Origin of the sequence: Isoptericola luteus (assembly GCF_020297055.1) — a bacterium.
Taxonomy (GTDB): domain Bacteria; phylum Actinomycetota; class Actinomycetes; order Actinomycetales; family Cellulomonadaceae; genus Isoptericola; species Isoptericola luteus.
Genome location: NZ_JAIXCQ010000004.1, coordinates 88,295 through 112,288, shown reverse-complemented (window position 1 = coordinate 112,288; position 23,994 = coordinate 88,295). Strand labels below are relative to the sequence as shown.

Below are 23,994 nucleotides of genomic sequence, written 5' to 3'. Positions count from 1 at the left end.
ACCCTGGCGCCGGGCACCGTACCCTAGAAGCGATGTCCGAGACCATCCAGACCCCCGCCGTCACGACCGCAGGAACCCTGCCCGTCGTCGACGCCGCCGACGGCCGCACCTATCTCGTGCGCACCCTCGGCTGCCAGATGAACGTCCACGACTCCGAGCACATGGCCGGCATGCTCGAGGCGGCCGGCTACACCCGCGCCACCGCGGCGGACGAGGCCGCGAGCCGCGCCGACGTGGTGGTCATCAACACCTGCGCGGTGCGGGAGAACGCCGCGACGCGCCTGTACGGCAACCTCGGCCAGCTCGCCGGTATCAAGGCGGACCGGCCGGGCATGCAGATCGCCGTGGGCGGCTGCCTCGCGCAGAAGGACCGCGGGGAGATCGTCGGCAAGGCGCCCTGGGTGGACGTCGTCTTCGGCACGCACAACCTCGACGCGCTGCCCGTGCTGCTGGAGCGGGCGCGGCACAACGCCGAGGCCCAGGTCGAGATCGCGGAGTCGCTGCAGGTCTTCCCCTCGACGCTGCCCACGCGCCGCGAGTCGGTCTACGCGGGCTGGGTCTCCATCTCGGTGGGCTGCAACAACACCTGCACGTTCTGCATCGTGCCGCACCTGCGCGGCAAGGAGCGCGACCGTCGCCCGGGCGAGGTCCTGGCCGAGGTCGAGGCACTGGTGGCGGCGGGAGCCGTCGAGGTGACCCTGCTCGGCCAGAACGTCAACAGCTATGGCGTCGAGTTCGGCGACCGCGGCGCGTTCGCGAAGCTGCTGCGCGCCTGCGGCACCATCGAGGGGCTGGAGCGGGTGCGCTTCACCTCGCCCCATCCGGCGGCGTTCACCGACGACGTCATCGCGGCGATGGCCGAGACCCCGAACGTCATGCCGCAGCTGCACATGCCGCTGCAGTCCGGCTCGGACCGGGTCCTGCGCGCGATGCGCCGCTCGTACCGCTCGGAGAAGTTCCTCGGCATCCTGGACCGGGTGCGCGCCGCCATGCCCGACGCCGCGATCACCACCGACATCATCGTGGGCTTCCCCGGGGAGACCGAGGAGGACTTCGGGCAGACGATGCGCGTCGTGGAGGCCTCGCGGTTCAGCTCGGCGTTCATGTTCCAGTACTCGCCGCGCCCGGGCACGCCCGCCGCGACGATGGAGGGTCAGCTGCCCAAGGCCGTGGTCCAGGAGCGGTTCGAGCGGCTCCTCGCTCTCCAGGAGCGGATCGGCGCCCAGGAGGCCGCCGCCCAGGTGGGCCGCACCCTCGAGGTGCTCGTGGCCGACGGTCCCGGGCGCAAGGACGGCGCCTCGCACCGGCTCTCCGGGCGGGCGCCCGACAACCGCCTGGTCCACGTCGCGCTGCCCGCCGGCCTCGGGGCCGAGCACGCGCTGCTCGCCGGGGCGCCGTCGTCGCTCGACGACGCCCGGCTCGCAGACGTGGCCGACCTCGACCCGCGGCTGCCGCGTCCCGGTGACATGGTCACCGCCACGGTGACCCGCAGCGCGCCCCACCACCTCATCGCGGACTCCGCCCTCGCGGGCGGCACCTACGCCGTGCGCCGGACCCGCTCGGGCGACGCCTGGGCGCGCCAGGAGCGGGCGCGGCTCGGCGGGGACGACGGGCACGGCCACGGGACGCCCGCGCCGGCGGGCGCCGTCACGCTGGGCATGCCGACGCTGCGGCGCTGACCGCGAGCGGGCGGCCGCACCGGCATCCGAAGGAGTCCGTCAGGACTCGCCGTCGTGGTCCTCGGCCGACGGGGGCACGAGAGCGCCCACCGTGGCGAAGAACTGGGACGCCGTGACGAGACCGCACGACACGGTGGCCGCGACCTGCTCGTCCGTCGCCCCGTGCTCGAAGTCCACCGAGACCTCGGCGTAGAGAGCCAGCGCCTCTCCCTCCGCCCGCGTGTAGACCTTGGGCCACACGCGCTCGCGGTTCCAGTCGTTGACGGCCTGCAGCACCGACAGGCGCGCCTGCGTCGGGACGGTGCCCGCCCATCGCCCGCGGACCTGCAGGATCTCGGAGTGGTCCCCGAGCATGAGGAACCAGAAGCGGTTGCCGTCCCAGGTGCCCGTCACGTCGCCGTCGGCGTCGGTGCGGAAGCGGTAGCCCCGGCGCTCGAGGTCGTCGGCGAGGCGACCGGTCGTCAAGGGTCGCGGCCGGACGGGCACGCCGTGCAGGCGCGCCGAGCGACGCCGGGCCGCCCGGGAGCCCAGGTGCTGGACGGCCCTGCCGACGGCCCCGCCTGCGGTGCGCAGCGCGCGCGCCGCCGTGACCCGAGACCCGCGGTCGCCGGGGGCACCGGGGGTGCTGTCGCGCGTCACGACGCCTCCCGCAGCGGGTCGGGGAACGTGGTGTCGAGGTGCTGGAAGAACATGGAGCCCGTGCTCAGCCCGCACTGCAGGAGCTGGTCCAGCTGGTCGTCGGTCACGCCGCCGCCGATGTCGGCCGTGACCTCGGCGCACACGACGATGGTGCCGTCGTCACGCACGCGGGCGTACGTCTTGGGCCAGATCCGTTCCGCGTTCCACTCGTTGCAGAGCTCGAGCACGTCCTCGAGCCGCTCGATCGTCAGGTCGCGGTGCCACTGGCCGCGCACCTGCAGGACGTCGGAGTGCTCGCCCAGCACCAGGAAGTAGAACAGCCAGCCGTGCCAGAGCCCACCCACGTCGCCGTCGGAGTCCACGAAGTAGGAGAAGCCGGAGCGCTCGAGCCAGGCGGTCACCCGGTCCCGCGTCAAGGGGTCCAGGGGGTCGCCGTGGTCCGGATCGCCCACGTGCTGCATCAGGAGTCCCTCGACCCGGGCCTGCAGCTCGTCGTCGCCCAGCTCGTCGGGGCGACCGTTGGCCGGCCCGGACCCGCTCGTCCGGCGTGCACCGAAGAACCTCACCGGCCCCACGCTACACGGCGCTCGCGGCGGAGGAACGGGGGTGTCCGCCCTGCGGTCGTCCGCGCCCGCCCTCGCGCCGCCAGTCGCCGCGAGCCGTGGTGGGCGTCACGGGGTGTGTCGCGGGGTACCTTGGCCCGGTGCCCGTCGTCGCTATCGCCGTCCCCGCGACGCCGCTGCTCGTTCCTGGTGTCGCGGGCGGGTCCGGCGTCCTGTCGGTCCTGCGCACCCGTGTCGACGAGGCGCTCGCGGAGCTCGTCGCCGACCTGCCCGACGGCGGGACCGTCGTCGTGCTCGCCCCTGCGAGCGGGCACCGGTCGGGCGTGATGCGCCCCTCGTTCGCCTCGGCCGGGGTGGGAGACCGGTGGGTGCCGCTGGTGCGCGCGTGGCCCTCGGCGGCCGCCGGCCGCCCGCCGGTGCCCGCCGCCGAGGTGCCGGCCTCCGTGGCGCTGTGCGCCCTGGCGCAGGCGCTGCGGGCGTGCGGCCGGGGTGCGCAGGTCGCGGACGTCGTCGTCCACGAGCTGGGCCCGGACACCGCGGCGGATCCCGGCGCGCAGGGGGGCGGCGCGCCCGACGACGTCGTGGCCGCGGTGCGGGCCGCCGCTGGCGTCGTCGTCGCCTCGGGGGGTCTCCCGGGCAGGCCGGACCCGGGGCCTGCGGCGTGGGCGCCGGCGGTGCGCGCGGTCCTCGACCGCGTCGCGGTCGACGGGGGCTGGCGGGCCGAGGTCCGTGAGGCGGCGGGAGCGCCGGGCGCCGAGCACCTGGCAGACGTCTACCGGGTCACGGTCTACCGCGCGCCCGCTCGTGACGGGTCACCAGCCCACGAGGGTCCCGACGCCGGCCAGGAGGCACCAGGCGCGTAGCGCGCGGCCCAGTGCGACCGTCGGCACGAACACGACCAGCGGGACGCGCAGCGAGCCGGCCACCACGGCCATGATCAGCAGCGGCGGGATCCCGACCACGGAGGACGCCAGCAGCACCAGGGCGCTGAGCCACGGGCGGTCGGCGATGCGGTCGCGCCATGACTCGAACCGCCGGCGGCGTCCCCGCAGGTCCAGCTTGTGACGCACCCATCGGGACTCCAGGGAGCGGGCGCCGAGCAGGTACCAGACCAGCTTGCCCAGCGTCTGGCCGGCCCCGGCGGCGAGGGCGAGCGCGACCAGCCGGGCCGCCGGCGCCGTCCCCGAGACCTGCGCGCCGACGACGCCGAGGTAGACCTCGAGGTTCACCACCGGGAGGATCGCGGAGACCAGCCCCACGCCGAACGTCCCGAGGAGCAGTCCCATCGTCAGGTGCTCCTTCGCGCCGGCACGGACCGGACGATAGCGGACCCGGTGGCCACGGCCCGCGACCGTGTCGTGTCGTGTGTCGCACCTCGCCGTGCGGGGCGTCGTACCGGGGCGTCGTACCGGGGCGTCGTACCGTGGCGTCGTGAATGTCGAGTGGGACGGGAGCGCCGCGGGACCGCGGTGCGTGGTGGCGGTCGTCGGGCCGACGGCCACCGGCAAGTCGGACCTGGCCCTGGACCTGGCGAAGGCGCTGTCGGGGCAGGTGCCGGCCGAGATCGTCAACGCCGACGCGTACCAGCTCTACCGGGGCATGGACGTCGGGACGGCGAAGGTGCCGGTCGCCGAGCGCCGGGGGGTCGCGCACCACCAGCTCGACGTCCTCGACCCGATCGAGGACGCGTCCGTGGCGCGCTACCAGTCGGCGGCGCGCCGGGACCTGGACGACATCGCCGGCCGCGGTGCGCGGGCGGTCGTCGTCGGCGGCTCCGGGCTCTACGTGCGTGCGCTGCTGGACCACCTGGACTTCCCCGGCACGGACCCGCGGGTGCGGGCCCGGCTCGAGGACCGGGCCGAGGCGGAGGGCTCCCGGGCGCTGTACGACGAGCTGCTGGAGCGGGACCCGGCCGCCGCCGGTTCGATCGGCCCCCGCAACACCCGCCGGCTCGTCCGCGCCCTCGAGGTGATCGCCATCACCGGGAGGCCGTACACGGCGAACCTGCCGCGCCAGGAGTACGTGCGCCCGGCCGTGCAGATCGGCCTGGACTGCGACCGCCAGGTCCTCGACGCCCGCGTCGCCCACCGCGTGGAGCGCATGTGGGAGGGCGGCCTGGAGCAGGAGGTCCGCTCTCTCGCCTCGCCGGAGCAGGGCGGCGTGGGCGCGGGCCTCGGCGCCACCGCCGCGCGGGCCGTCGGGTATGCCGAGCTGCTCGCGGCGTGGCACGGCGAGCTCACGGCCGACGAGGCCCGCGAGGCGATCGTCGCGAACACCCGCCGGCTCGCGCGCAAGCAGATGGGCTGGTTCGGGCGCGACCCGCGTGTCCGGTGGCTGGACGCCGGCTCGCCGACGCTGCTCGACGACGCCCTCGCGCTCGTGCGGGCCGCCGACGCCGGGTCGCTGCCCGAGCCGGCCGCGGAGCCGGTGCGCCGTAGTCTGGGGTCATGACGTTGCGTTTCACCAAGGGGCACGGCACGAAGAACGACTTCGTGCTGCTCGCGGACACCCGGGGCGATCTCGAGCTCGGCGCCGAGCAGGTCCGCCTGCTCGCGGACCGCCGGGCCGGCATCGGCGGCGACGGTGTGATCCGGCTCGCTCCGACGGCCGCCGTCGCGCGGGCCGGCGAACGGGTCGCGGACGAGGTCCTGGCCGCCGAGCCGGAGGCGATCTGGTTCATGGACTACCGCAACGCCGACGGCTCCGTCGCGCAGATGTGCGGGAACGGCGTGCGCGTCTTCGCGGCCTTCGCCGAGAGCCTCGGGCTCGCGGACCTGTCGGACGGCGGCGAGCTCGCGCTCGGGACCCGCGCGGGCGTGCGCCGCGTCCGCAAGGACGCGCACGGCTGGTACGCCGTGGACATGGGCCCCTGGTCCCTGCCGGGCGGCGACGCCGCGGCGCGGGACGGGCTCGACGCGCAGGTCCTCGCGGCCGGGTGGTCGACGCCGCGTCCGGCGCTGAGCGTGGACCTCGGCAACCCGCACACGGTCGTGGCCCTCCCGGACGAGGAGTCGCTCGCGGGCCTGGACCTGACGGTCGCGCCCCGGGTCGAGCCCGTGCCGCCCGAGGGGACCAACGTCGAGCTGGTCGTTCCCCTCGAGGAGGTCACGGGCGCCGACGGGAGGCCGGTGGGCCGGCTGCGCATGCGGGTGCACGAGCGCGGCGTGGGGGAGACACAGTCCTGCGGGACGGGCGCCTGCGCGGCGGCGCTCGCGGTGCGCACCTGGGCGCTGCACGGCGCCGGCGACGTGCCGGTGCCGGACGTGTGGTCCGTCGAGGTGCCCGGCGGCGAGGTGCGCGTCAGCCTGCTCCCGGGCGGTCACGTCGAGCTCGCCGGGCCCGCCGAGCTGGTGTTCAGCGGCGAGACCACGCTCGTGTGAGCTCGTGTGAGCTCGTGTGACGTCCCGCCCGGACGTCAGCGCCGGACCTGCAGCACCCGGAACCCCTTCGACGACGCGCGCCGGGAGACGTCGAGCGAGAGCTCTTCGGTGATCCAGCGCGCCAGCGAGTCCGAGCCCAGGTTCTTCGCGACGACGAGCCAGGCCTCGGCGTCGTCGGCGAGCCGCGGGAGCCACGTGCGCAGCAGGTCGTGCAGCACGGACTTGCCGACGCGGATCGGCGGGTTGGACCACACGGCGTCGAACCGGACGTCGGCGGGCACCTGGTCGGCCGTCACCGCGCGCAGGTTCGTCAGCCCCAGCCGAGAGGCGGTGCCGCGGAGCAGGTCGAGCGCGCGCTCGTTGACGTCGAGCGCCCACACCGTGGCGTCCGGCGAGCGCAGGGCCAGGGTCAGTGCGACCGGGCCCCAGCCGCAGCCCAGGTCGAGCAGGTCGCCCGTCGCGGGCGGGGCCGGTACCTCGTCCAGGAGCACCCGGGTGCCCTTGTCGAGGCCGCCCGGCGAGAAGACGCCCGCCGCGACGTCGACCTCGACGTCCTGGCCGGCCAGGCGCACCGTCCTGCGTCGTCGCTCGGCGTCCGAGGCGGGCCGGGCGCTGAAGTAGTGGTCGGGGCGTTCGCTCACCCGCAGATCCTACGGTCGGGCCGCCGGGCGCTTCGCGCTGGGAGAATTCGCTGGGGCGGGACGATCGGGCGTGCGATTCTTGTTCTACCCGTCGGACGGCGTCTGCACCGTCCCGCGCGTCGCGATTGAGGCATCCGACGATGCCCGGGGCGCCGCGCTCCTCGACCCGGAAGGCACATCTTGACCGAATCCTCGACCAACCCCGAGACCTCCCCGTCGGTGTCGCCGGAGGCGCGCGACGCGCAGGCGATCGCCGACGACGTCGTGGCGCGGGTGCTGGCAAGGGCGGGAACGGCGCGCTCCGACGGCGCCACGGTCCACTCGGCCTACGACGGCGACCAGCTGGACCTCGCCGAGCGCATCTCGCTGCGCCGCGTGGCGGGTCTGTCCACCGAGCTCGAGGACGTCACCGAGGTCGAGTACCGGCAGCTGCGGCTCGAGAAGGTCGTCCTCGTCGGCGTGTACTCGGGCGGAGAGGCGGCCGCGCGCGAGGCGGAGGTCTCGCTGCGCGAGCTTGCCGCCCTCGCGGAGACCGCCGGTTCCGAGGTCCTCGACGGGCTGCTCCAGCGGCGCCAGAAGCCTGACCCGAGCACGTACCTCGGCTCGGGCAAGGCGGCCGAGCTCGCGGACGTCGTGGCGACGTCCGGCGCGGACACCGTGGTCGCGGACACCGAGCTCGCCCCGTCCCAGCGCCGCGCGCTCGAGGACGTCGTGAAGGTCAAGGTCATCGACCGTACCGCGCTGATCCTCGACATCTTCGCCCAGCACGCGAAGTCGCGGGAGGGCAAGGCGCAGGTGGAGCTGGCGCAGCTCGAGTACCTGCTCCCGCGCCTGCGCGGCTGGGGCGAGTCGATGTCCCGCCAGGCCGGTGGCCAGGTGGGCGGACAGGGTGCGGGCATGGGCTCGCGCGGGCCCGGTGAGACCAAGATCGAGCTGGACCGGCGCCGCATCCGCGACCGGATGGCGAAGCTCCGCCGCCAGATCGCGGCGATGAAGCCGGCGCGCGAGACCAAGCGGCTGGAGCGCCAGCGGCACGCCGTGCCGAACGTCGCCATCGCGGGGTACACGAACGCGGGCAAGTCGTCGCTGCTGAACACGCTGACCGACGCCGGCGTGCTCGTGGAGAACGCGCTCTTCGCGACGCTGGACCCGACGGTGCGCAAGGCGCGCACGGAGGACGGCCGGCTCTTCACGCTGACCGACACCGTCGGCTTCGTGCGGCGGCTGCCGCACCAGCTGGTCGAGGCGTTCCGCTCCACCCTCGAGGAGGTGGGCGACGCCGCGCTGCTGCTGCACGTGGTGGACGCCTCGCACCCGGAGCCGGAGGGCCAGATCGCCGCGGTGCGCGAGGTGCTCGCGGAGATCCCGGGGATCGCGGACGTGCCCGAGATCGTCGTGCTGAACAAGGCCGACATCGCCGACCCGGAGGTCGTGGGGCGCATCCAGCGGCGCGAGCGGCGCACGATCGTCGTCTCGGCGCACAGCGGTGAGGGCATCTCCGAGCTGCGCGCGCTCGTCGCGGCCGAGCTGCCGAGCCCGCAGGTCGAGGTCGACGTCGTCGTGCCGTACTCCCGCGGCGACCTGGTGCACCGCGCCCATGAGCACGGCAGCGGCGTGCGCGCCGAGCACCTCGAGACCGGGACCCGCGTGCGCGGGCAGGTCGACGAGTCCCTCGCGGCCGAGCTGCGGGCCGCGGCGGGCTGAGCACCGGGCGCTGTCCGGCACTGGTCGGGGCGCTGTCCGGGACGTCGGTCCCCGCACCTAGGATCGACGGGTGACGCCCCCCGACACCCCCGCACAGCCCGCGACAGTCCCCGGCACCGACGACCTGCTGGACCTCGCGGTCGGCAGGCTCGGCGGAGGTCGCCGGGAGGGCCAGCACCAGATGGCCCGGGAGGTCGCCGAGGCGATCACGGACGGGCGGCACCTGCTCGTCCAGGCCGGCACGGGGACGGGCAAGTCGCTGGGCTACCTCGTGCCCGCCGTACGGCACGCGGTGCTCGACGGCGAGCGCGTGGTGGTCTCGACCGCGACCTTGGCGCTCCAGCGCCAGGTGGTCACGCGGGACCTGCCCCTCGTCGCGGAGACGGTGGGCCCCCGGCTGCCCAGGCCGCCCAAGGTCGCCCTCCTCAAGGGCTGGCACAACTACCTGTGCAAGCACAAGGTCACCGGAGGGTATCCGGTGGAGGGTGCCACGCTCTTCGACCTGCCCTCCGACCCGGGACCGGGCGAGGGCGCCGCGGCGGAGCAGCACCCGGCACCGGGCGGCGCGCAGGGGCCGTCCGAGAGCGGCGGGCGGCTCGCCGACCACGTCCGCCGGCTGCACGCGTGGGCCGAGGAGACGGACACCGGCGACCGGGACGACCTCGTGCCCGGCGTGCCGGACAAGGCCTGGCGGCAGGTGTCCGTCACGAGGCTGGAGTGCCTCGGGGCGTCGTGCCCCCTGCTGGCCGAGTGCTTCCCGGACCAGGCGCGGGCCGCGGCACGCGAGGCGGACGTCGTCGTGACGAACCATGCGATGCTCGGCATCGCGGCGGCGGGCAACACCGGCGTGCTGCCGGAGCACGGCACCCTCGTTGTGGACGAGGCGCACGAGCTCGCCGACCGGGTCACGGCGTCGGCCACGGTGGACCTGTCGATCACGGTGGTGGAGCACGCCGCGCGCCTGGCGCGTCGGCACGGTGGCACGCAGACCGAGGCCCTGGACCAGGCGTCCCAGCAGCTGGGCTCGCTCCTCGCCACGGCCCCGGCCGAGCGCTTCGGGTCGGGCCTGCCCGACGACCTCAGGGCGGCGGTCGCGGGTGTGCGCGACGCCGCCCGTGAGCTGCTCACGCGGCTGAAGCCTGCCGGGGAGAACAAGACCAAGGGTGACGCCGGCGCCGGCGACGCGGGGATGAAGATGGCCCAGTCGGCCGTGCTCCAGCTCTTCGAGGTCGCCGAACGGATGGCGGGCGAGGACACGAGCGCCGACGTGCTGTGGTGCTCCCGCCCGTCCGAGCACGCCCCGTGGGCGGGCGACGGCACCACCCGGCTGCACGCGGCCCCGCTCGCCGTCGCCGGCCTCATCCGCACGCACCTGCTCGGCGAGGCGACCGGCGTCTTCACCTCGGCGACGCTCGCCCTCGGCGGCTCGTTCGACCCCGTGGCGCGGTCGCTGGGGCTGGCGGGCTCCGGGGGCACCGACGAGTCCGCGCAGTGGTCCGGGTCGGACGTCGGCAGCCCGTTCGACTACCCCCGACAGGGCATCCTCTACGTCGCGCGGCACCTGCCTGCCCCGGGGCGGGAACCGACCACCGACGCTCAGCTCGACGAGATCGCGGGCCTCGTCGAGGCTGCCGGCGGGCGGACCCTGGGACTCTTCTCGTCCCGGCGTGCCGCGACGGCCGCTGCCGAGGCGATGCGGGAGCGGCTCGACGTGCCCGTGCTGTGCCAGGGCGACGACCAGCTCCCGACGCTCGTGCGGCAGTTCGCCGAGGACCCGGCGACGTGCCTTTTCGGCACCCTGTCGCTGTGGCAGGGCGTGGACGTGCCGGGCCCCGCCAGCCAGCTCGTGCTGATCGACCGCATCCCGTTCCCGCGGCCGGACGACCCGGTGAAGGCGGCGCGGGCGCGCGCCGTGGAGGAGTCGGGCGGCAACGGGTTCATGCAGGTCTCGGCCGCGCATGCCGCGCTGCTGCTCGCCCAGGGCGCGGGCCGGCTGGTGCGCACGTCCGGCGACCGCGGGGTCGTCGCGGTCCTCGATCCTCGCCTTGCGACGGCCCGCTACGGCACTTTCCTCACCCGGTCCATGCCGAACTTCTGGACGACGACGGACGGCGAGCTGGTGCGTGCTGCACTGCGCCGTCTGGACGTCTAACCTGGCCGCGTGGAGAACCGGAGCACGACCAGGCTGGCGATCGTCGGTGCCGGAGCCGTGGGGTCGACCCTCGCGTACGCGGCCCTCACGCGCGGGGCGGCACGGCACGTGTCGCTCCTGGACGTCGACCGCACCAAGGTCGAGGCCGAGGTGCTGGACCTCCGCCACGGCGGCATGTTCATCCCGCAGGCCGAGATCGAGGGCTCGGACGACGTGGAGGTGTGCCGGGGGGCCGACGTCGTCGCCGTCACCGCGGGCGCGAAGCAGAAGCCCGGGCAGTCCCGGCTCGACCTCGCCGAGGCGACCATCGCCCTGACCCGCAAGCTCATCCCGCGGCTCGTCGAGGTGGCCCCCGACGCGATCTTCCTCATGGTGACCAACCCCGTGGACGTGGTGACCTACGCGGCGCAGGAGCTGTCGGGGCTCGACCACCGCCGCGTCTTCGGCAGCGGCACGGTGCTGGACTCGTCCCGCCTGCGCGACGCGCTCGCCCGGCACGTCGGTGTGGCGGTGGGCAACGTGCACGCGAACATCGCCGGGGAGCACGGCGACTCCGAGATCGTGCTGTGGAGCTCGGCGACGATCGGCGGCGTGCCGCTCCTCGACTGGCGGCCCTTCCACGGCCGCCCGGCGCTGGACGCGGCGGCCCGGTCGGCCATCTCCGAGGACGTGGTGACCTCCGCCTACCGTGTGATCGCCGGCAAGGGCGCCACGAACTATGCCGTGGGGCTCGCCGCGACCCGCATCATCGAAGCGGTGCTCAACGACGAGCACCGCGTGATGTCGGTGTCGTCGCGGCTCGACGGCTTCTACGGCATCAGCGACGTGTGCATGTCGGTGCCGTCGCTGGTGGACAGCCGCGGGGTGGCCGAGACGATCGACACGCCGCTGTCCGACGAGGAGGTTGCGGGGCTGCGTGCGTCCGCGGAGAGCATGCGGGCCGTCCAGCGCAGGTTCGGCTTCTGAGCGGACTCCGCTCGCGGCGGGGTGGTGGTCAGAGGCTGCGCAGAACGGCGACGACGCGTCCCAGGACCTGGGCCTCGTCGCCCGGGATGGGCGTGTAGGCCGCGTTCTGCGGCAGCAGCCACACGTGCCCGTCGGTCTGCTTGAACGTCTTGACCGTGGCCTCGCCGTCGATCATCGCCGCGACGACCTCGCCGTTCTCGGCCACCGGCTGACGCCGCACGACGACCCAGTCGCCGTCACAGATGGCTGCGTCGACCATCGAGTCGCCCGCGACCTTCAGCAGGAACAGCTCCCCGTCGCCCACGACCTGCCGGGGCAGGGGGAAGACGTCCTCGACGACCTGCTCGGCCAGGATCGGCCCGCCCGCGGCGATCCGGCCGACGAGCGGCACGTAGCTCGGCGCGGCGGAGGAGCCCGCGGACCCGGCAGGCCCGGCGTCCGGGACCTCGGGGAGAGGCACGACGGTCGCGGTGGTCGCCAGGTCCTGCGGGTCGACGACCTCGATCGCGCGCGGCCGGTGCGGGTCCCGGCGCAGGTATCCCTTGCGCTCCAGGGTGGTGAGCTGGTGCTTCACCGACGACGGGCTGGCCAGGCCGACGGCCTCGCCGATCTCTCGCATCGTGGGCGGGTATCCGCGGCTCGCCACGGACGACCGGATGGTCTCGAGCACACGTCGCTGGCGGGGGGTGAGGCGGTCGCCGCCCGGTGCGAGCTCGCTCACCGGTGCGAGCGTCGCGTCCGTCGCCCCGGCTGCGTCCTCCCGTGCGCTCGTCATGACCTTCCCCCGTCCTGGGGCACCGCGGACCGTGCCGCTCGTGCCACGAATCCTGACTGCCTGAAATCCGACAAACGTTCCATCGCGCTGGTGCCACTGTAGGTCAGATCACGCTGCACATCAAACATCTGTTCGAGAAACCCTCGACCGTGTCGCCGACTCGTGGTAGACCTTGATACACGTGTTCGACGAACGGTTGTTCGACGGACGCGTGTTCGAGGCCCACGGACGTTCGACCCGAGAGGATGATCGCGATGGCCACCGTCACCAGTGCACCAGGACCCTGGGGTCTGGGCGGCCTGCGGCTGACCCGGCGCGGACGCGGCGTCGTGACGGCCCTGGCCGCGATGCTCGCCGCCTCGGCCGGGCTGGTCGGTCAGCAGGCGATGGCCGAGGCGCCGAGGGGCCCCGTCGAGGTGCGGCTGCACACGGTGGCCCCGGGGGAGACGCTGTGGGAGTACGCGCGGGAGGTCGCCGTGACTGGCGAGGACGTGCGGGACGTCGTCGCCGAGCTGCGCGAGCTCAACGGGTTGCGGACGGTCGACCTGCGGGCCGGCCAGGTGGTGCTCCTTCCTGCCGACGACGGCGAGCGCTGAGGACGCGTGTTGCGCAGGGCCTCGCGCGGCGCCTACGTTGTCGGCAGCCGGTCACCGGCCCGGCACCCGAGCGCAGGAGACCACCGATGCACTGCCCGTTCTGCCGACACGAGGACTCACGGGTCGTCGACTCCAGGACGTCCGACGACGGCACCGCGATCCGCCGGCGCCGCCAGTGCCCGGCGTGCCAGCGACGGTTCACGACGATCGAGACCGCCAGCCTCTCTGTGGTGAAGCGGTCCGGCGCGACCGAGCCGTTCAGCCGGGACAAGATCGTCTCGGGGGTGCGCAAGGCCTGCCAGGGCAGGCCGGTGAGCGCCGACGACCTGGCGCTGCTGGCGCAGAAGGTCGAGGAGACGCTGCGCAGCACGGGCAGCCCCGAGATCGACGCCTACGAGGTGGGGCTGGCGATCCTGGGACCGCTGCGCGAGCTCGACGAGGTCGCCTACCTGCGGTTCGCGAGCGTCTACCAGGCGTTCGACTCGTTGGAGGACTTCGAGAGCGCGATCACCTCGCTGCGGGCCGAGCGGGACGAGCGCGCGGCCCGTTCCGCCGCCTCCGGATCGGCGGACGTGGCGCCTCGCCCCGACGAGGACGCGGCGCCCGCGCCGGACCAGGCCCGCGGGTAACGCCTGGCTTTCGCCGGGCCGGTGACGCATGCTGGTCGCCTCAGGTGCAGTGCGACGTGGTGACGTCAGCACGCACACCCCGACGAGAGACGAGGTGGTCGCGATGACGGCAGACGATGCGGCGTCGACCAACGGTTCCGACAGGACCGGACCGAGCGAGGACACCAAGGCACGCTTCCGCGAGGCCCTGGAGAAGAAGAACGCCGCGCGGCACCCCAGCGCGGGGGCCGAGGCGAACACCGGCCAGGTCCACGGCTCGGAGACGAACGGTCCGGTGCAGAAGATGTTCCGGCGCAAGTCCGGCTGACCCGCGGTCGGGCGGACCGACGGCTGGACGCGCGAGGGCGCCCCGGGACTCCCGGGGCGCCCTCGTCGCGTCATGCCCGCGGGTCGGGCGGACCGACGGCCGGACGCGGCGGCACGCTGCAGCGGCGCGTGCTGCGGCCGCTCGCGGTGCGGTGGTCAGCCGGCGGCGGGACCGGGCGGGAACTCCGGCCGCTCGAACGCGTCGCGGATCCGCAGGCGGATGGTCGAGTCCATCGCCTGGAGCTTGGCCGACGCGCCGCGCTCGGTGACGTCGGAGATGTCGGTCACCACGTAGCCGATCTCGCCGCGCGTGGCGAGCGTCTGCGCCTCGATGTTGGCCCCGTGGTCCGCGAAGACCTGGTTGACCGCGGCCAGGACACCCGGCACGTTGCGGTGCATGAGCATGATGCGCCCGACGCCGGTGTGCTCCAGCGCGAGGGTCGGCAGGTTCACCGACAGGGTGGTGGAGCCGGTCTGCACGTAGTCGCGCAGGCGCTTGGAGACGAACTCGCCGATGGCCTCCTGTGCCTCCTCCGTGGACCCGCCGACGTGCGGGGTGAGGATCACGTTCGGCAGGCCGCGCAGCTCCGAGGTGAACGAGTCGCCCCGCTTCTTCGGCTCGGCGGGGAAGACGTCCACGGCGGCGCCGGAGAGGTGGCCGGACAGGATGTTCTCGCGCAGGGCGGCCACGTCGACGACGAACCCGCGCGACAGGTTGAGGAAGATCGCCCCCGGCTTCATCCGCGAGAAGAGGTCGGCGCCGAACAGGCCGGCGTTGCCGGGACGGCCGTCGACGTGGATCGTCACCGCGTCGGCGACCGTCAGGAGCTCGTCGACCGTCTCGGCCCGGTGGGCGTTGCCCATCGCGAGCTTCTCCGCGGTGTCGTAGAACACGACCCGCATCCCGAGGTTCTCGGCCAGCACGGACAGCTGGGCGCCGATGTTGCCGTAGCCGATGATGCCCAGCGTGCGGCCGCGCACCTCGTGCGCACCCTCCGCCGTCTTGTCCCAGGTGCCGTCGTGCAGGGCCTTGTCGAGGACCGGCAGCCGCCGCGTCAGGGAGATGATCTCGGCGAGCGCGAGCTCCACGACGGACCGCGTGTTCGAGTACGGGGCGTTGAACACGGCGATGCCGTGGGCGGCCGCGGCGGCCAGGTCGATCTGGTTGGTGCCGATGCTGAACGTCCCCACGGCCAGCAGACCCGGCAGCGACTCCAGGACGTGGCGCGTCACCTGGGTCTTGGACCGGATGCCGAGGATCTGGAAGTCCTTCAGGGCCTCGATCAGCTCGGGCTCGTCGAGGGCGCCGGAGCGCACCTCGACCTCGATGCCCGCATCGCGGAGGTTCTGGACGGCGACGGGATGGATGTTCTCGAGGAGGAGGGCTCTCAGCACGTGCCTATGGTGCGCCCGCCGACGGTGGGTGGACAAATGCGTCTCACGGCACGGTCGAGAGAGCCAGCCCCGCGGGCAGGTCGCGCGAGTGCAGCACGACGAGCCGCTGCGTCGGGCGGGTCATGGCCACGTACAGGTCGGAGGCTCCGCCGTCTCCCTCGGCGACGGCGGCGGGCTCGACGAGCACGACCGCGTCGAACTCCAGCCCCTTGGCCTCGCGAGGGTCCAGCACCACCACCTGGGCGTCCTCGGGGCGCTGGGCGAGCAGCCGTGCACCTTCCGAGCGGCCCAGGGCGTCGGGGAGCACGGACTCGACGGCCTCGCGCAGGGCACGCACCTGGTCGGCCGCCGCGACGACCGCGACGCGCCCGGCGCCGTCGGCGCCGACGAACTCCGTCGCGAGCTTGCCCACCTGGTCCACGACCTCCTGGGTGAGCGCCGCCGGGGCGGCCGTCCCGGGCCGGACGCGCGTCAGCTCGAGCGCGCCGTCCACCTCGCGGGCGGCCGTCAGCGGCGAGGTGGGCAGCCCGGCCGCCGCGGCCATCTCCTGGGCCGCCTCGGCCACCTGCGCCGGGGTGCGGTAGCTGACGGTGAGCTCGGACAGGCGCCAGGAGTCCCGCAGCACCGGGTCGAGGGCGTCGGCCCACGACCGGGTGCCCGCCGCCGCCGACGTCTGCGCGACGTCGCCGACGATGGTCATCGACCGGGTGGGCACGCGGCGCACGAGCGCCCGCCAGGCCATGGGGGAGAGCTCCTGCGCCTCGTCGACGACGACGTGGCCGTACGTCCACGTGCGGTCGGACGCGGCCCGCTCCGCGGTGGTGAGGCGCGGCCCGGTGGCCTCGAACCGCGACGCGAGCGTGGCGGCGTCGACGATCCCGGCGCCCGCCCCCGTCGACTCGAGCACCGAGCGCGCGTACTCCAGCTCGGCAGCCCGCTCCCTCTCGCGGGCGCGCGCCTCGAGGCGGGACAGGGAGTCGTCCTCGCCCAGCAGCTCTGCGGCCTCGTCGAGCAGCGGGACGTCAGACTCCGTCCAGGGGCTCCCGGGCTCGCGCCGGACCAGGGACCGGTCGTGGTCGGAGAGCTCCGGGCCCGCCTCGGCGAGCCGGTGCGGCTTGGCGAAGAGGTCGGCGACGAGCTGCTGCGGGGTGATCGGGAACCAGGCGATGTTGAGGGCGACCCGCACCTCGCGGGCCGAGCGCAGGTCCTCGGTGAGGGTCGCCACGTCCTCGGAGGACAGCTCCGCGTCGACGTCCGCGCGGTACTGGTCGACGAGCCGCGAGAGCATCTCGCGGACGAAGGTCGCGCGTGCCTCGTTGTGCGGCTTGTGGGTGCGCCGTGCGCGGGCGATCGCCTCGCGCACGTCGCGGCGCCGGATGACGTAGTCGTGCCCCTCGACGCGCACCGGCAGGTCGGCGGCCGGGACGCGCTCGCGGGCGCGCACGGCGCGCCGCACCACCGACTGCCACACCAGCCGGCCCTTGACCTGCGCGACCTCGCCCCGGTCGACCCCGCGCGCGGAGATCCCCGGGAGGAGCTCGCCGATGGTGGTCGAGACGACCCCGGTCTCGCCGAGCGAAGGGAGGACCTGGTCGATGTAGCGCAGGAACGCCCGGCTCGGCCCGACGAGCAGCACGCCGCTGCGCTCGAGGACCCGGCGGTGGGCGTACAGCAGGTAGGCGGCACGGTGGAGCGCGACCGCGGTCTTGCCCGTGCCCGGCCCGCCCTGCACGACCAGCGCGCCCGCGAGCTCGTCGCGGATGATCCGGTCCTGCTCGCCCTGGATCGTGGCGACGATGTCCGTCATCCGGCCGGTGCGCCGCGAGGCGAGCGAGGCGAGCAGGGCCCCCTCGCCGGACAGCGACGACGCCGCGAGCGTCCCGGTGCCGTCGCCCTGCGCGCCGTCGGGGGCCGCCCCGGCGAGGGCGTCGAGGTCGAGCACCTCGTCCTCGACGCCGGTCACGGCGCGGCCGGCGGTGACGAGGTGGCGGCGGCGCTGGACGTCGCCCGGGTGCAGCGCCGTGGCGCGGTAGAAGGCGGTGGCCGCGGGGGCCCGCCAGTCGGTGAGGAGCGACCGGTGCTCGTCGTCGGCGAGGCCGATCCGGCCCACGTACCGCACCTCGTCGCCGCGCAGGTCGAGGCGCCCGAAGACCAGCCGGTCCTCGACGGCGTCCAGCTGGGCGACGCGGTCCTCGTAGAGGGTCGCGAACGCGTCGCGCTCGCTGCGGTTCTGGGGGGACCCCGAGGGCCCGGAGCGGCGGACGCCGGCGAGGCGGGCCCGGGTCGCCACCCGCAGCTCGTCCAGCCTGCCGTAGAGGCGGTCGACCACCGCCTGCTCTCGTGCCAGCTCGTCCTGCCTGCCCGCCACGCAACCTCCCTGCGGCCGTGATGGCGCTCGGAGGGACCCGCTGCGCCGTGCGGCCGACCATCATCGCAGATCCGCGGGCCCCGTGGTGACAGCGACGGCAGGAGGCGGCGGGCGCCCGGGACGTCCTCGGAGAGCCCGGCGGCCGCCGCTGTGCGGCGGGGCCGGCGACGCGCCGGGCCGCCGCCCGGCCCCGCCGGGGGGCACGGGACTAAGATCATGGCCCATGAGCAGCGGTGACGTTCTGCGCGCCGGGTCGGCCGATCCGGCCCGGGACGTGACCGAGGTCCTGCTCGTCGAGGACGACGACGCCGACGCCATCCTGGTGAGCGAGCTGCTGGACGACGCCGGCGTGGACGTGGTGCTGCGCCGCGCGCGGACCGTCGCCGAGGCGGTGGACGCCCTGGCCGACGCCGGCGGGGCACCGGCGGTGGACTGCGTGCTGCTGGACCTGGGGCTGCCGGACGCCGTCGGGCTCACCGCGGTCGAGCGTCTGCGTGCGGTCGCCGAGCGCTCGCCCGACGTGCCGGCCCTCGTGGTCCTCACCGGCCACGCCGGCATCGACCAGGGGGTGCAGGCCGTGGCGGCCGGCGCCGACGACTACCTGGTCAAGGGCGAGACCGACGCCGACCTGCTCGGCCGGTCCCTGCGCTACGCCCTGCAGCGCCGCCGGTCCGCCGCCCAGCAGCGCGAGCTGTACCGCAGCGCGGTGCGCGCGTCCGAGACGGCCCGGCTCGAACGGGCGCTGCTGCCCAAGCCGCTGGTGGCCGACGAGAAGGTGTCGGTCATGGTCGGCTACCTGCCCGGCGGCGAGGGCCTGCTGGGGGGCGACTTCTTCGACACCGTCGAGCGCCCCGACGGCACCGTGCTCTCCGTGATCGGCGACGTCGCCGGCCACGGCCCGGACGAGGCGGCGCTCGGCGCCACCCTGCGCACGGCGTGGCGCACGCTCGTGCTCACCGATACTCCCGCCGACCGGATCCTCGGTCACCTGGAACGGGTCCTGCTCACGGAACGCGCGCGGCCCGAGGTGTTCGTCACCCTGTGCCAGATCGCGATCGCGCCCGACCGGGCGAGCGCGGAGCTCTACCTGGCCGGTCACCTGCCGCCCCTGCTCATCACCGGGCCCGTGGGCGACATCACCTGCGAGCTGCTGGCACCCGTGGGCCGGGGACGCGCGCTCGGGGTGCCCGTGCCGGGCGAGTGGGCCCCTCGGCACCTGACGCTGGACGGGCCGTTCGCCATCATGCTGTACACGGACGGCCTCGTGGAGGCCGAGATGACCGGTACGCCCGCCGCCGCGCCGCAGGTCGGCGACGCGCTCGACGGGATCGGGCGCGACGTGGTCGGCCTCGCCGAGCTGCGGGGCGACCACGCCGGGCCTCTCGGTCCGATGCGGCACCGCGTCCCCCGGCTGGGGCAGTCCGGGCTGCACTCCCTGGTACGCGCCGATCTCGCGGAGCACGGGTTCGTCGGCGTCGTCGAGCGGGTGCTGCGCAGGGTGCGGGCGCTGCACGGCGGCGCGCTCGTCGACGACGCCGCGCTGCTCGTCGTCGGCTGGACCGGCAGGGAGGCCGGGCTGCGCGGGGAGCGCTCGTCGACCCTGGCCGACTCGGCAGAGTGGGCGCAGGCATGAGCGGGCGCAGACGCACCCTGCGTGACGTCGTGCTGCGGCGCCTGCGGCTGGTGGGAGCGGTCCTCCTCCTCGCGCTGTGCGTGGCACTGGTCGCGCTCGAGCGGTCCCTGCACCACCTGCAGGACGGGGCGGGCGACGCCGCCATCGACACCGTGCGCCTCTGGAACGAGATCCTCCTGGGCGTGGTGGTGGTCCTCGTGATCCTCGTCATCGTGCTCGGGTGGACCATGTGGCGGGCCATCCAGCGACGGGTGACCGACCCGCTGGCGCACCTGGCCGCGTCGGTCCGCGCCGCGAGCACGGGAGCGCACGAGCACGAGATCCGGTTCGAGGGCGACGCGGTGGCCGCGGGCGAGGTGGCCGACCTCGCCTCCGACGTCGAGCACATGCGGCGCGAGCTGGTCGCCCAGCTCGCCGAGCTGGGGGAGTCGCACGCCGAGGCGCAGCGGGCGCACGCCCTCATCGAGGAGCAGGCGCGCGAGCTCGAGCGGTCCAACCGCGACCTGGAGCAGTTCGCCTACGTCGCCTCGCACGACCTGCAGGAGCCGCTGCGCAAGGTGGCGAGCTTCACCCAGCTCCTGCAGAAGCGGTACGGGGACCGGCTCGACGACCGGGCCGACCAGTACATCGCGTTCGCCGTCGACGGCGCCCGGCGCATGCAGCGGCTCATCCAGGACCTGCTGAGCTTCTCGCGCGTGGGGCGCTCGGGCGACCCGCCGCGCGACGTCGACCTGAACGGTGTGCTGGACCAGGTGCTGCACGACCTCGAGCACCGGATCGAGCAGTCGGGTGCGCAGGTGACCCACGACCCGCTCCCGGTGGTGCGCGGTGAGCCGGCCCTGCTGGCGATGCTGCTGGGCAACGTCGTCGGCAACGGGCTGAAGTTCGCCCACCCCGACCGCCCGCCCCGCGTCCACCTGACGGCACGGCGCGCCGCCGCGGGCCCCGACTTCGCCGGGGGCTGGGAGCTCTCCTGTGCCGACAACGGCATCGGGATCGACCCCCAGTACGCGGAGCGCGTGTTCGTGATCTTCCAGCGCCTGCACCCCAAGGAGGTCTACTCCGGCACGGGCATCGGCCTGGCGCTGGTGAAGCGGGTCGTGGAGCACCACGGCGGCTCCGTGTGGCTGGAGCCGACCGACGGCGGCGGGACCACGGTGCGCTGGACCCTGTCCGCGGCGGGACCGCCGTCCGGCGAGGCGGCCGGAACCGTCCTCGGCTAGTGTCGGCCGCACGCGCCGGCCCGGGGGCAGACGGTCGGCACCGCGCCGGCGGCCGCACGTCGCCGCTGGTCAGAGGCACGACGAGGGCGGGGCGGATGACGGAACAGCAGTCGGGCATCGAGGTGCTCCTGGTGGAGGACGACCCGGGCGACGTGCTCATGACCCGGGAGGCCTTCGACGAGCACAAGGTCGCGAACCGCCTGTGGGTGGTCTCCGACGGCGTGAGCGCGATGGAGTTCCTGCGCAAGGAGGGTGAGCACGCCGACGCCCCCACGCCCGACCTCGTCCTGCTCGACCTCAACCTGCCGCGGATGGACGGGCGCGAGGTCCTGGCCGCGGTGAAGTCCGACGAGGTCCTGCGGCACATCCCCGTCGTCGTGCTCACGACGTCGGAGGCCGAGGAGGACGTGCTGCGCTCCTACTCGCTGCACGCGAACGCCTACGTGACCAAGCCCGTGGACTTCGACCGGTTCATCCAGGTGGTCCGCCAGATCGACGACTTCTTCGTCACGGTGGTGCGCCTGCCGCGCCGGTGAGGCGCCGACGACGCCCCGTCGAGGGGGCCCTCGGGTCGACACCGCCGCCGCCCCCGGCCCGCTGACCGGGCCCGATTCCGCCGGGCGGGAAGGATCCTGGGCCCGGTGTCGTTGTCACGTCAGCGGGCGCGAGGCCCGCACGCAGGCACGCGACGGGCGTCGCGCGGCGCACGACAGGCGAGGAGGACGGGCTTTGCTGGACCCGCAGGGGATCTACGAGGTCGACGAGGACGCGGTGGCCCGCGTCACGCGGTCCACGGACGAAGGACCGGGCGAGGGGCGCGGTGCCGGGCCCGTGCTGCTGCACGCGGTCGGTGGTTTCGTGGACGCCGGCGCGGCCGGTGAGATCGCGGTCGGCCACCTCACCGAGCAGCTCGTCACGACGCGCCTGGTGACGTTCGACGTCGACCAGCTCCTGGACTACCGCTCGAAGCGTGCCGTGATGACGTTCGACGCCGACCGGTGGTCCGCGTACGACGAGCCGTTCCTGGCGATCGACCACGTCGTCGACCCGGAGGGCACGGCGTTCCTGCTGCTGCACGGCGCCGAGCCGGACCTGCAGTGGGAGCGTGCCGTGGCCGCGGTCAAGGGACTCGTCGAGCGCTTCGACGTCTCCCTGGTGGTCGGGTTCCACGGGATCCCGATGGGCGTGCCGCACACGCGGCCGCTGTCGTTGACGGCGCACGGGACGCGCGCGGGCCTGGTGGAGGACTACACGTCGTTCTTCGGCACGGTCCGGGTCCCGGGCTCGTTCGCGGCCCTGCTGGAGTACCGCCTGGGGGAGTCGGGGCACGACGCGATCGGGTTCACCGTCCACGTGCCGCACTACCTGGCGCAGACCCGGTACGCCCCGGCCGCCGTCGCCGCGCTGCAGCACGTGGAGCGCGCGACCGGGCTGGACCTCGTCACAGGCGGGCTGGCGGCCGCAGCCGCCGACGCGACGCTCGACGTCGAGAAGCAGGTGGGCGCGTCCGAGGAGGTCTCGGCGGTCGTGCGGGCGCTCGAGGAGCAGTACGACGCGTTCACGCGGTCCGTCGGGCGGCCGAACCTGCTCGCGGAGCAGGCGCCGCTGCCGACGGCGGACGAGCTCGGGGCGGAGTTCGAGCGCTTCCTGTCGCAGCAGGGCGACGACTGACCGCCACGCGGCCTCCTGCCCCGCGAGTTGTCAGGGCGACGTGCGCGTATCCATGGCTCAGGCCCTGACAACTCTTGCGCACCGCGAGTTGTCAGGGCCACGTGCACGTATGCATGGCTCAGGCCCTGACAGGTGGTCGGAAGGCCGAGCCGACGGGCGTCCTCGAGCACGGTCCGGTGTGCGCCGGTTCGTCCGGGATCGGGCCGACGGCCATTTCCGTGGCACACCGGTGTGGTCCGTGCCACACTGGCGGGCGTTGCGATCGACTGCCCGGCGCAGCATCGGCGTCGGCGGGCTCTCGCAGTGGCGAGCGGCCGCCCGGCCCGCTCGTGACCGTTGCACGGAAGGTCGAAGGAACAGCATGGCGCAGGGTTCTGTGAAGTGGTTCAACTCCGAGAAGGGCTTTGGGTTCATCGCCCAGGACGACGGCGGTGCCGACGTCTTCGTGCACTACTCGGCGATCCAGACGCAGGGTTACCGCACCCTCGAGGAAGCGCAGCGGGTGGAGTTCGAGATCACCCAGGGGCCGAAGGGTCCGCAGGCTGAGCAGGTCGTCCCCCTCTGAGGACGGCGAGGACGAGGGCCGCGGACCGCGAGGTCCGCGGCCCTCGTCGTGCCCGCCGCGCCGTAGCCCGCAGCGCCGTGGCACCGTAGCGCCGTGGCACCGTAGCGCCGTGGCACCGTAGCGCCGTGGCCCCGTAGCGCCGGTGAGCTAGCTCCGGACGCCGGCCGGCGTGAGGCTCGCGAACCGGACGAGCTCCGCGCCGGACACCAGGTGCGCGGGCACGGCCAGGCTGCGCAGGGCGCGTGCCAGGGCGGGGTCTTTGAGGTCTCCGCCGTCCGTCGCTCCGCCGTCCGTCGCTCCGGCGTCTGTCGCGCCGCTGTCGTCGGCGGCTGGTGCGTCCTGGTCCGGCCCGCGGAGGGCGACGAGGACGACGTTGCCGTATCGCCGGCCCTTGAGGATCGCGTGCTCGGCGATCGCCCCGAGACGCCCGTCCCGGGCGGCGTCGGCACCGAAGGCGCCCGCCAGCGCCGCGAGCTCGCGACGCACGAGGTGCAGCGGGGGCCGGTCGGCGCAGTTGGCCAGCAGCACGCCGCCGGGCCTGAGCACGCGGTGGGCGGCGACGAAGAACTCCTCGCCGGTGAGGTGGGCCGGCGTCCGGTCACCCGCGAACACGTCACGGACCACCACGTCGTAGGACGCCGGCGGCAGCCCCGCGAGCGCGTGGCCCGCGTCGTCGGTGCGCAGCCGGAGCGCGGGCGAGCGCGGCAGGTCGAACCAGGTGCGCACGAGCTCGAGCAACCGGGCGTCGACGTCCACCCCGAGCTGGCGCGACCCTGGCCGCTCGTGGGCCACGTACCGCGGCAGCGCGCATCCCGCGGCGCCCAGGTGCAGGACCCGGAGCGGCCCGGGCGGCAGCACGTCCAGCACGGATGCCATCTGCTGCATGTACTCGAAGGAGAGGAACCCGGGGTCGGCGAGGTCCAGCGCGGAGCTCGGGACGTCGTTGACGTACAGCGTCACGAGGTCGGGGCGGTCGGGGTCGCGCTCGACCCGGGCCGACCCGGTGTCGATGTCGACGGGCTCCGTGGGCAGTGTCGGTGCCTCGCGAGATCCTGGGACGGCGCGGCCCTTGCGGCCGCCGGGTCGGCGGGTGCCAGAACGGGACATGG

The 23,994-nt window shown here is 74.5% G+C and carries 23 protein-coding genes; 15 read left to right on the top strand and 8 right to left on the bottom strand.

The features are described 5' to 3' along the window. The first annotated feature begins 32 nt into the window (after nucleotides 1-32). Entirely contained in the window at nucleotides 33-1,679 is a 1,647-nt protein-coding gene (gene miaB, locus LEP48_RS07410) for a tRNA (N6-isopentenyl adenosine(37)-C2)-methylthiotransferase MiaB (protein ID WP_225564953.1), read from the top strand. Nucleotides 1,680-1,718: 39 nt separating this feature from the next. On the opposite strand, the gene LEP48_RS07405 is transcribed toward miaB, so the two are convergent. Both LEP48_RS07405 and LEP48_RS07400 read right to left on the bottom strand, forming a co-directional pair. Next, nucleotides 1,719-2,318 (bottom strand): type III secretion system chaperone family protein, encoded by a 600-nt coding sequence (locus LEP48_RS07405; RefSeq protein ID WP_225564952.1) that lies wholly within the window; start codon nucleotides 2,316-2,318, stop codon nucleotides 1,719-1,721. Then, nucleotides 2,315-2,884: a YbjN domain-containing protein gene (locus LEP48_RS07400; protein WP_225564951.1), complete on the bottom strand. Its 570-nt coding sequence runs from the start codon at nucleotides 2,882-2,884 to the stop codon at nucleotides 2,315-2,317. Before LEP48_RS07400 ends, LEP48_RS07405 begins: the two co-directional genes overlap by 4 nt. 137 nt (nucleotides 2,885-3,021) lie before the next feature. Here LEP48_RS07400 and LEP48_RS07395 point away from each other — a divergent pair, with 137 nt between their 5' ends. Next, nucleotides 3,022-3,744, top strand: coding sequence for a hypothetical protein (locus LEP48_RS07395; RefSeq protein ID WP_225564950.1), 723 nt, complete (start codon nucleotides 3,022-3,024; stop codon nucleotides 3,742-3,744). Here the strand turns inward: LEP48_RS07395 and LEP48_RS07390 are convergent. Further along, nucleotides 3,694-4,167 (bottom strand): VTT domain-containing protein, encoded by a 474-nt coding sequence (locus LEP48_RS07390; protein ID WP_225564949.1) that lies wholly within the window; start codon nucleotides 4,165-4,167, stop codon nucleotides 3,694-3,696. The genes LEP48_RS07395 and LEP48_RS07390 overlap by 51 nt on opposite strands. Before the next feature lie 145 nt (nucleotides 4,168-4,312). Between LEP48_RS07390 and miaA the strand changes: the two genes are divergently transcribed. Both miaA and dapF read left to right on the top strand, forming a co-directional pair. Then, complete coding sequence (miaA, locus tag LEP48_RS07385) at nucleotides 4,313-5,332, top strand: tRNA (adenosine(37)-N6)-dimethylallyltransferase MiaA (RefSeq protein ID WP_225564948.1); 1,020 nt, start codon at nucleotides 4,313-4,315, stop codon at nucleotides 5,330-5,332. Continuing rightward, nucleotides 5,329-6,261, top strand: a complete 933-nt coding sequence (gene dapF / locus LEP48_RS07380) for a diaminopimelate epimerase (protein ID WP_225564947.1) — start codon at nucleotides 5,329-5,331, stop codon at nucleotides 6,259-6,261. The genes miaA and dapF overlap by 4 nt, the downstream gene beginning before the upstream one ends. Before the next feature lie 35 nt (nucleotides 6,262-6,296). Here the strand turns inward: dapF and LEP48_RS07375 are convergent, their stop codons facing one another. Continuing rightward, nucleotides 6,297-6,902, bottom strand: a complete 606-nt coding sequence (locus LEP48_RS07375; protein ID WP_225564946.1) for a class I SAM-dependent methyltransferase — start codon at nucleotides 6,900-6,902, stop codon at nucleotides 6,297-6,299. 180 nt (nucleotides 6,903-7,082) lie between these two features. On the opposite strand from LEP48_RS07375, the gene hflX reads away from it, so the two are divergent. From hflX to LEP48_RS07360, 3 genes are all read left to right on the top strand, one after another. Beyond that, nucleotides 7,083-8,606, top strand: coding sequence for a GTPase HflX (gene hflX / locus LEP48_RS07370; protein WP_255640892.1), 1,524 nt, complete (start codon nucleotides 7,083-7,085; stop codon nucleotides 8,604-8,606). A gap of 70 nt (nucleotides 8,607-8,676) precedes the next feature. Then, on the top strand, nucleotides 8,677-10,758 hold the full coding sequence (locus tag LEP48_RS07365) for an ATP-dependent DNA helicase (RefSeq protein WP_225564945.1): 2,082 nt from the start codon (nucleotides 8,677-8,679) through the stop codon (nucleotides 10,756-10,758). Nucleotides 10,759-10,767: 9 nt separating this feature from the next. Beyond that, nucleotides 10,768-11,724: an L-lactate dehydrogenase gene (locus LEP48_RS07360; protein WP_225564944.1), complete on the top strand. Its 957-nt coding sequence runs from the start codon at nucleotides 10,768-10,770 to the stop codon at nucleotides 11,722-11,724. 28 nt (nucleotides 11,725-11,752) lie between these two features. On the opposite strand, the gene lexA is transcribed toward LEP48_RS07360, so the two are convergent. Beyond that, on the bottom strand, nucleotides 11,753-12,499 hold the full coding sequence (lexA, locus tag LEP48_RS07355; RefSeq protein ID WP_225564943.1) for a transcriptional repressor LexA: 747 nt from the start codon (nucleotides 12,497-12,499) through the stop codon (nucleotides 11,753-11,755). A 254-nt stretch (nucleotides 12,500-12,753) separates the two neighbouring features. On the opposite strand from lexA, the gene LEP48_RS07350 reads away from it, so the two are divergent. The 3 genes from LEP48_RS07350 (at nucleotide 12,754) to LEP48_RS07340 (ending at nucleotide 14,031) form a co-directional block, all read left to right on the top strand. Continuing rightward, nucleotides 12,754-13,095 carry a LysM peptidoglycan-binding domain-containing protein gene (locus tag LEP48_RS07350; RefSeq protein WP_225564942.1) on the top strand — a complete coding sequence of 114 codons (342 nt, stop codon included), beginning with the start codon at nucleotides 12,754-12,756 and terminating at the stop codon, nucleotides 13,093-13,095. A gap of 86 nt (nucleotides 13,096-13,181) precedes the next feature. Further along, a complete protein-coding gene (gene nrdR / locus LEP48_RS07345) occupies nucleotides 13,182-13,724 on the top strand; it encodes a transcriptional regulator NrdR (protein ID WP_225564941.1) in 543 nt (180 codons plus the stop codon). A 103-nt stretch (nucleotides 13,725-13,827) separates the two neighbouring features. Then, nucleotides 13,828-14,031: a DUF5302 domain-containing protein gene (locus tag LEP48_RS07340; RefSeq protein ID WP_225564940.1), complete on the top strand. Its 204-nt coding sequence runs from the start codon at nucleotides 13,828-13,830 to the stop codon at nucleotides 14,029-14,031. A 155-nt stretch (nucleotides 14,032-14,186) separates the two neighbouring features. Here the strand turns inward: LEP48_RS07340 and serA are convergent, their stop codons facing one another. Both serA and LEP48_RS07330 read right to left on the bottom strand, forming a co-directional pair. Beyond that, the gene (gene serA, locus LEP48_RS07335) at nucleotides 14,187-15,461 is read right to left on the bottom strand and encodes a phosphoglycerate dehydrogenase (RefSeq protein WP_255640891.1); all 1,275 of its coding nucleotides are present in this window, start codon (nucleotides 15,459-15,461) and stop codon (nucleotides 14,187-14,189) included. Nucleotides 15,462-15,468: 7 nt separating this feature from the next. Then, a complete protein-coding gene (locus LEP48_RS07330) occupies nucleotides 15,469-17,793 on the bottom strand; it encodes a HelD family protein (RefSeq protein ID WP_225564938.1) in 2,325 nt (774 codons plus the stop codon). 223 nt (nucleotides 17,794-18,016) lie between these two features. Between LEP48_RS07330 and LEP48_RS07325 the strand changes: the two genes are divergently transcribed. The 5 genes from LEP48_RS07325 (at nucleotide 18,017) to LEP48_RS07305 (ending at nucleotide 22,885) form a co-directional block, all read left to right on the top strand. Further along, entirely contained in the window at nucleotides 18,017-19,426 is a 1,410-nt protein-coding gene (locus LEP48_RS07325) for a PP2C family protein-serine/threonine phosphatase (protein WP_225564937.1), read from the top strand. Next, a complete protein-coding gene (locus LEP48_RS07320) occupies nucleotides 19,423-20,649 on the top strand; it encodes a sensor histidine kinase (RefSeq protein WP_225564936.1) in 1,227 nt (408 codons plus the stop codon). The genes LEP48_RS07325 and LEP48_RS07320 overlap by 4 nt, the downstream gene beginning before the upstream one ends. A 95-nt stretch (nucleotides 20,650-20,744) precedes the next feature. Then, nucleotides 20,745-21,185 carry a response regulator gene (locus LEP48_RS07315; protein WP_225564935.1) on the top strand — a complete coding sequence of 147 codons (441 nt, stop codon included), beginning with the start codon at nucleotides 20,745-20,747 and terminating at the stop codon, nucleotides 21,183-21,185. Between the two features lie 193 nt (nucleotides 21,186-21,378). Next, entirely contained in the window at nucleotides 21,379-22,320 is a 942-nt protein-coding gene (locus LEP48_RS07310; RefSeq protein WP_225564934.1) for a PAC2 family protein, read from the top strand. Between the two features lie 361 nt (nucleotides 22,321-22,681). Then, nucleotides 22,682-22,885 carry a cold-shock protein gene (locus LEP48_RS07305; protein WP_225564933.1) on the top strand — a complete coding sequence of 68 codons (204 nt, stop codon included), beginning with the start codon at nucleotides 22,682-22,684 and terminating at the stop codon, nucleotides 22,883-22,885. A gap of 147 nt (nucleotides 22,886-23,032) precedes the next feature. Here LEP48_RS07305 and LEP48_RS07300 read toward each other — a convergent pair whose 3' ends face one another. Then, nucleotides 23,033-23,992, bottom strand: a complete 960-nt coding sequence (locus tag LEP48_RS07300; RefSeq protein WP_225564932.1) for a spermidine synthase — start codon at nucleotides 23,990-23,992, stop codon at nucleotides 23,033-23,035. Between the last annotated feature and the right edge of the window lie 2 nt (nucleotides 23,993-23,994).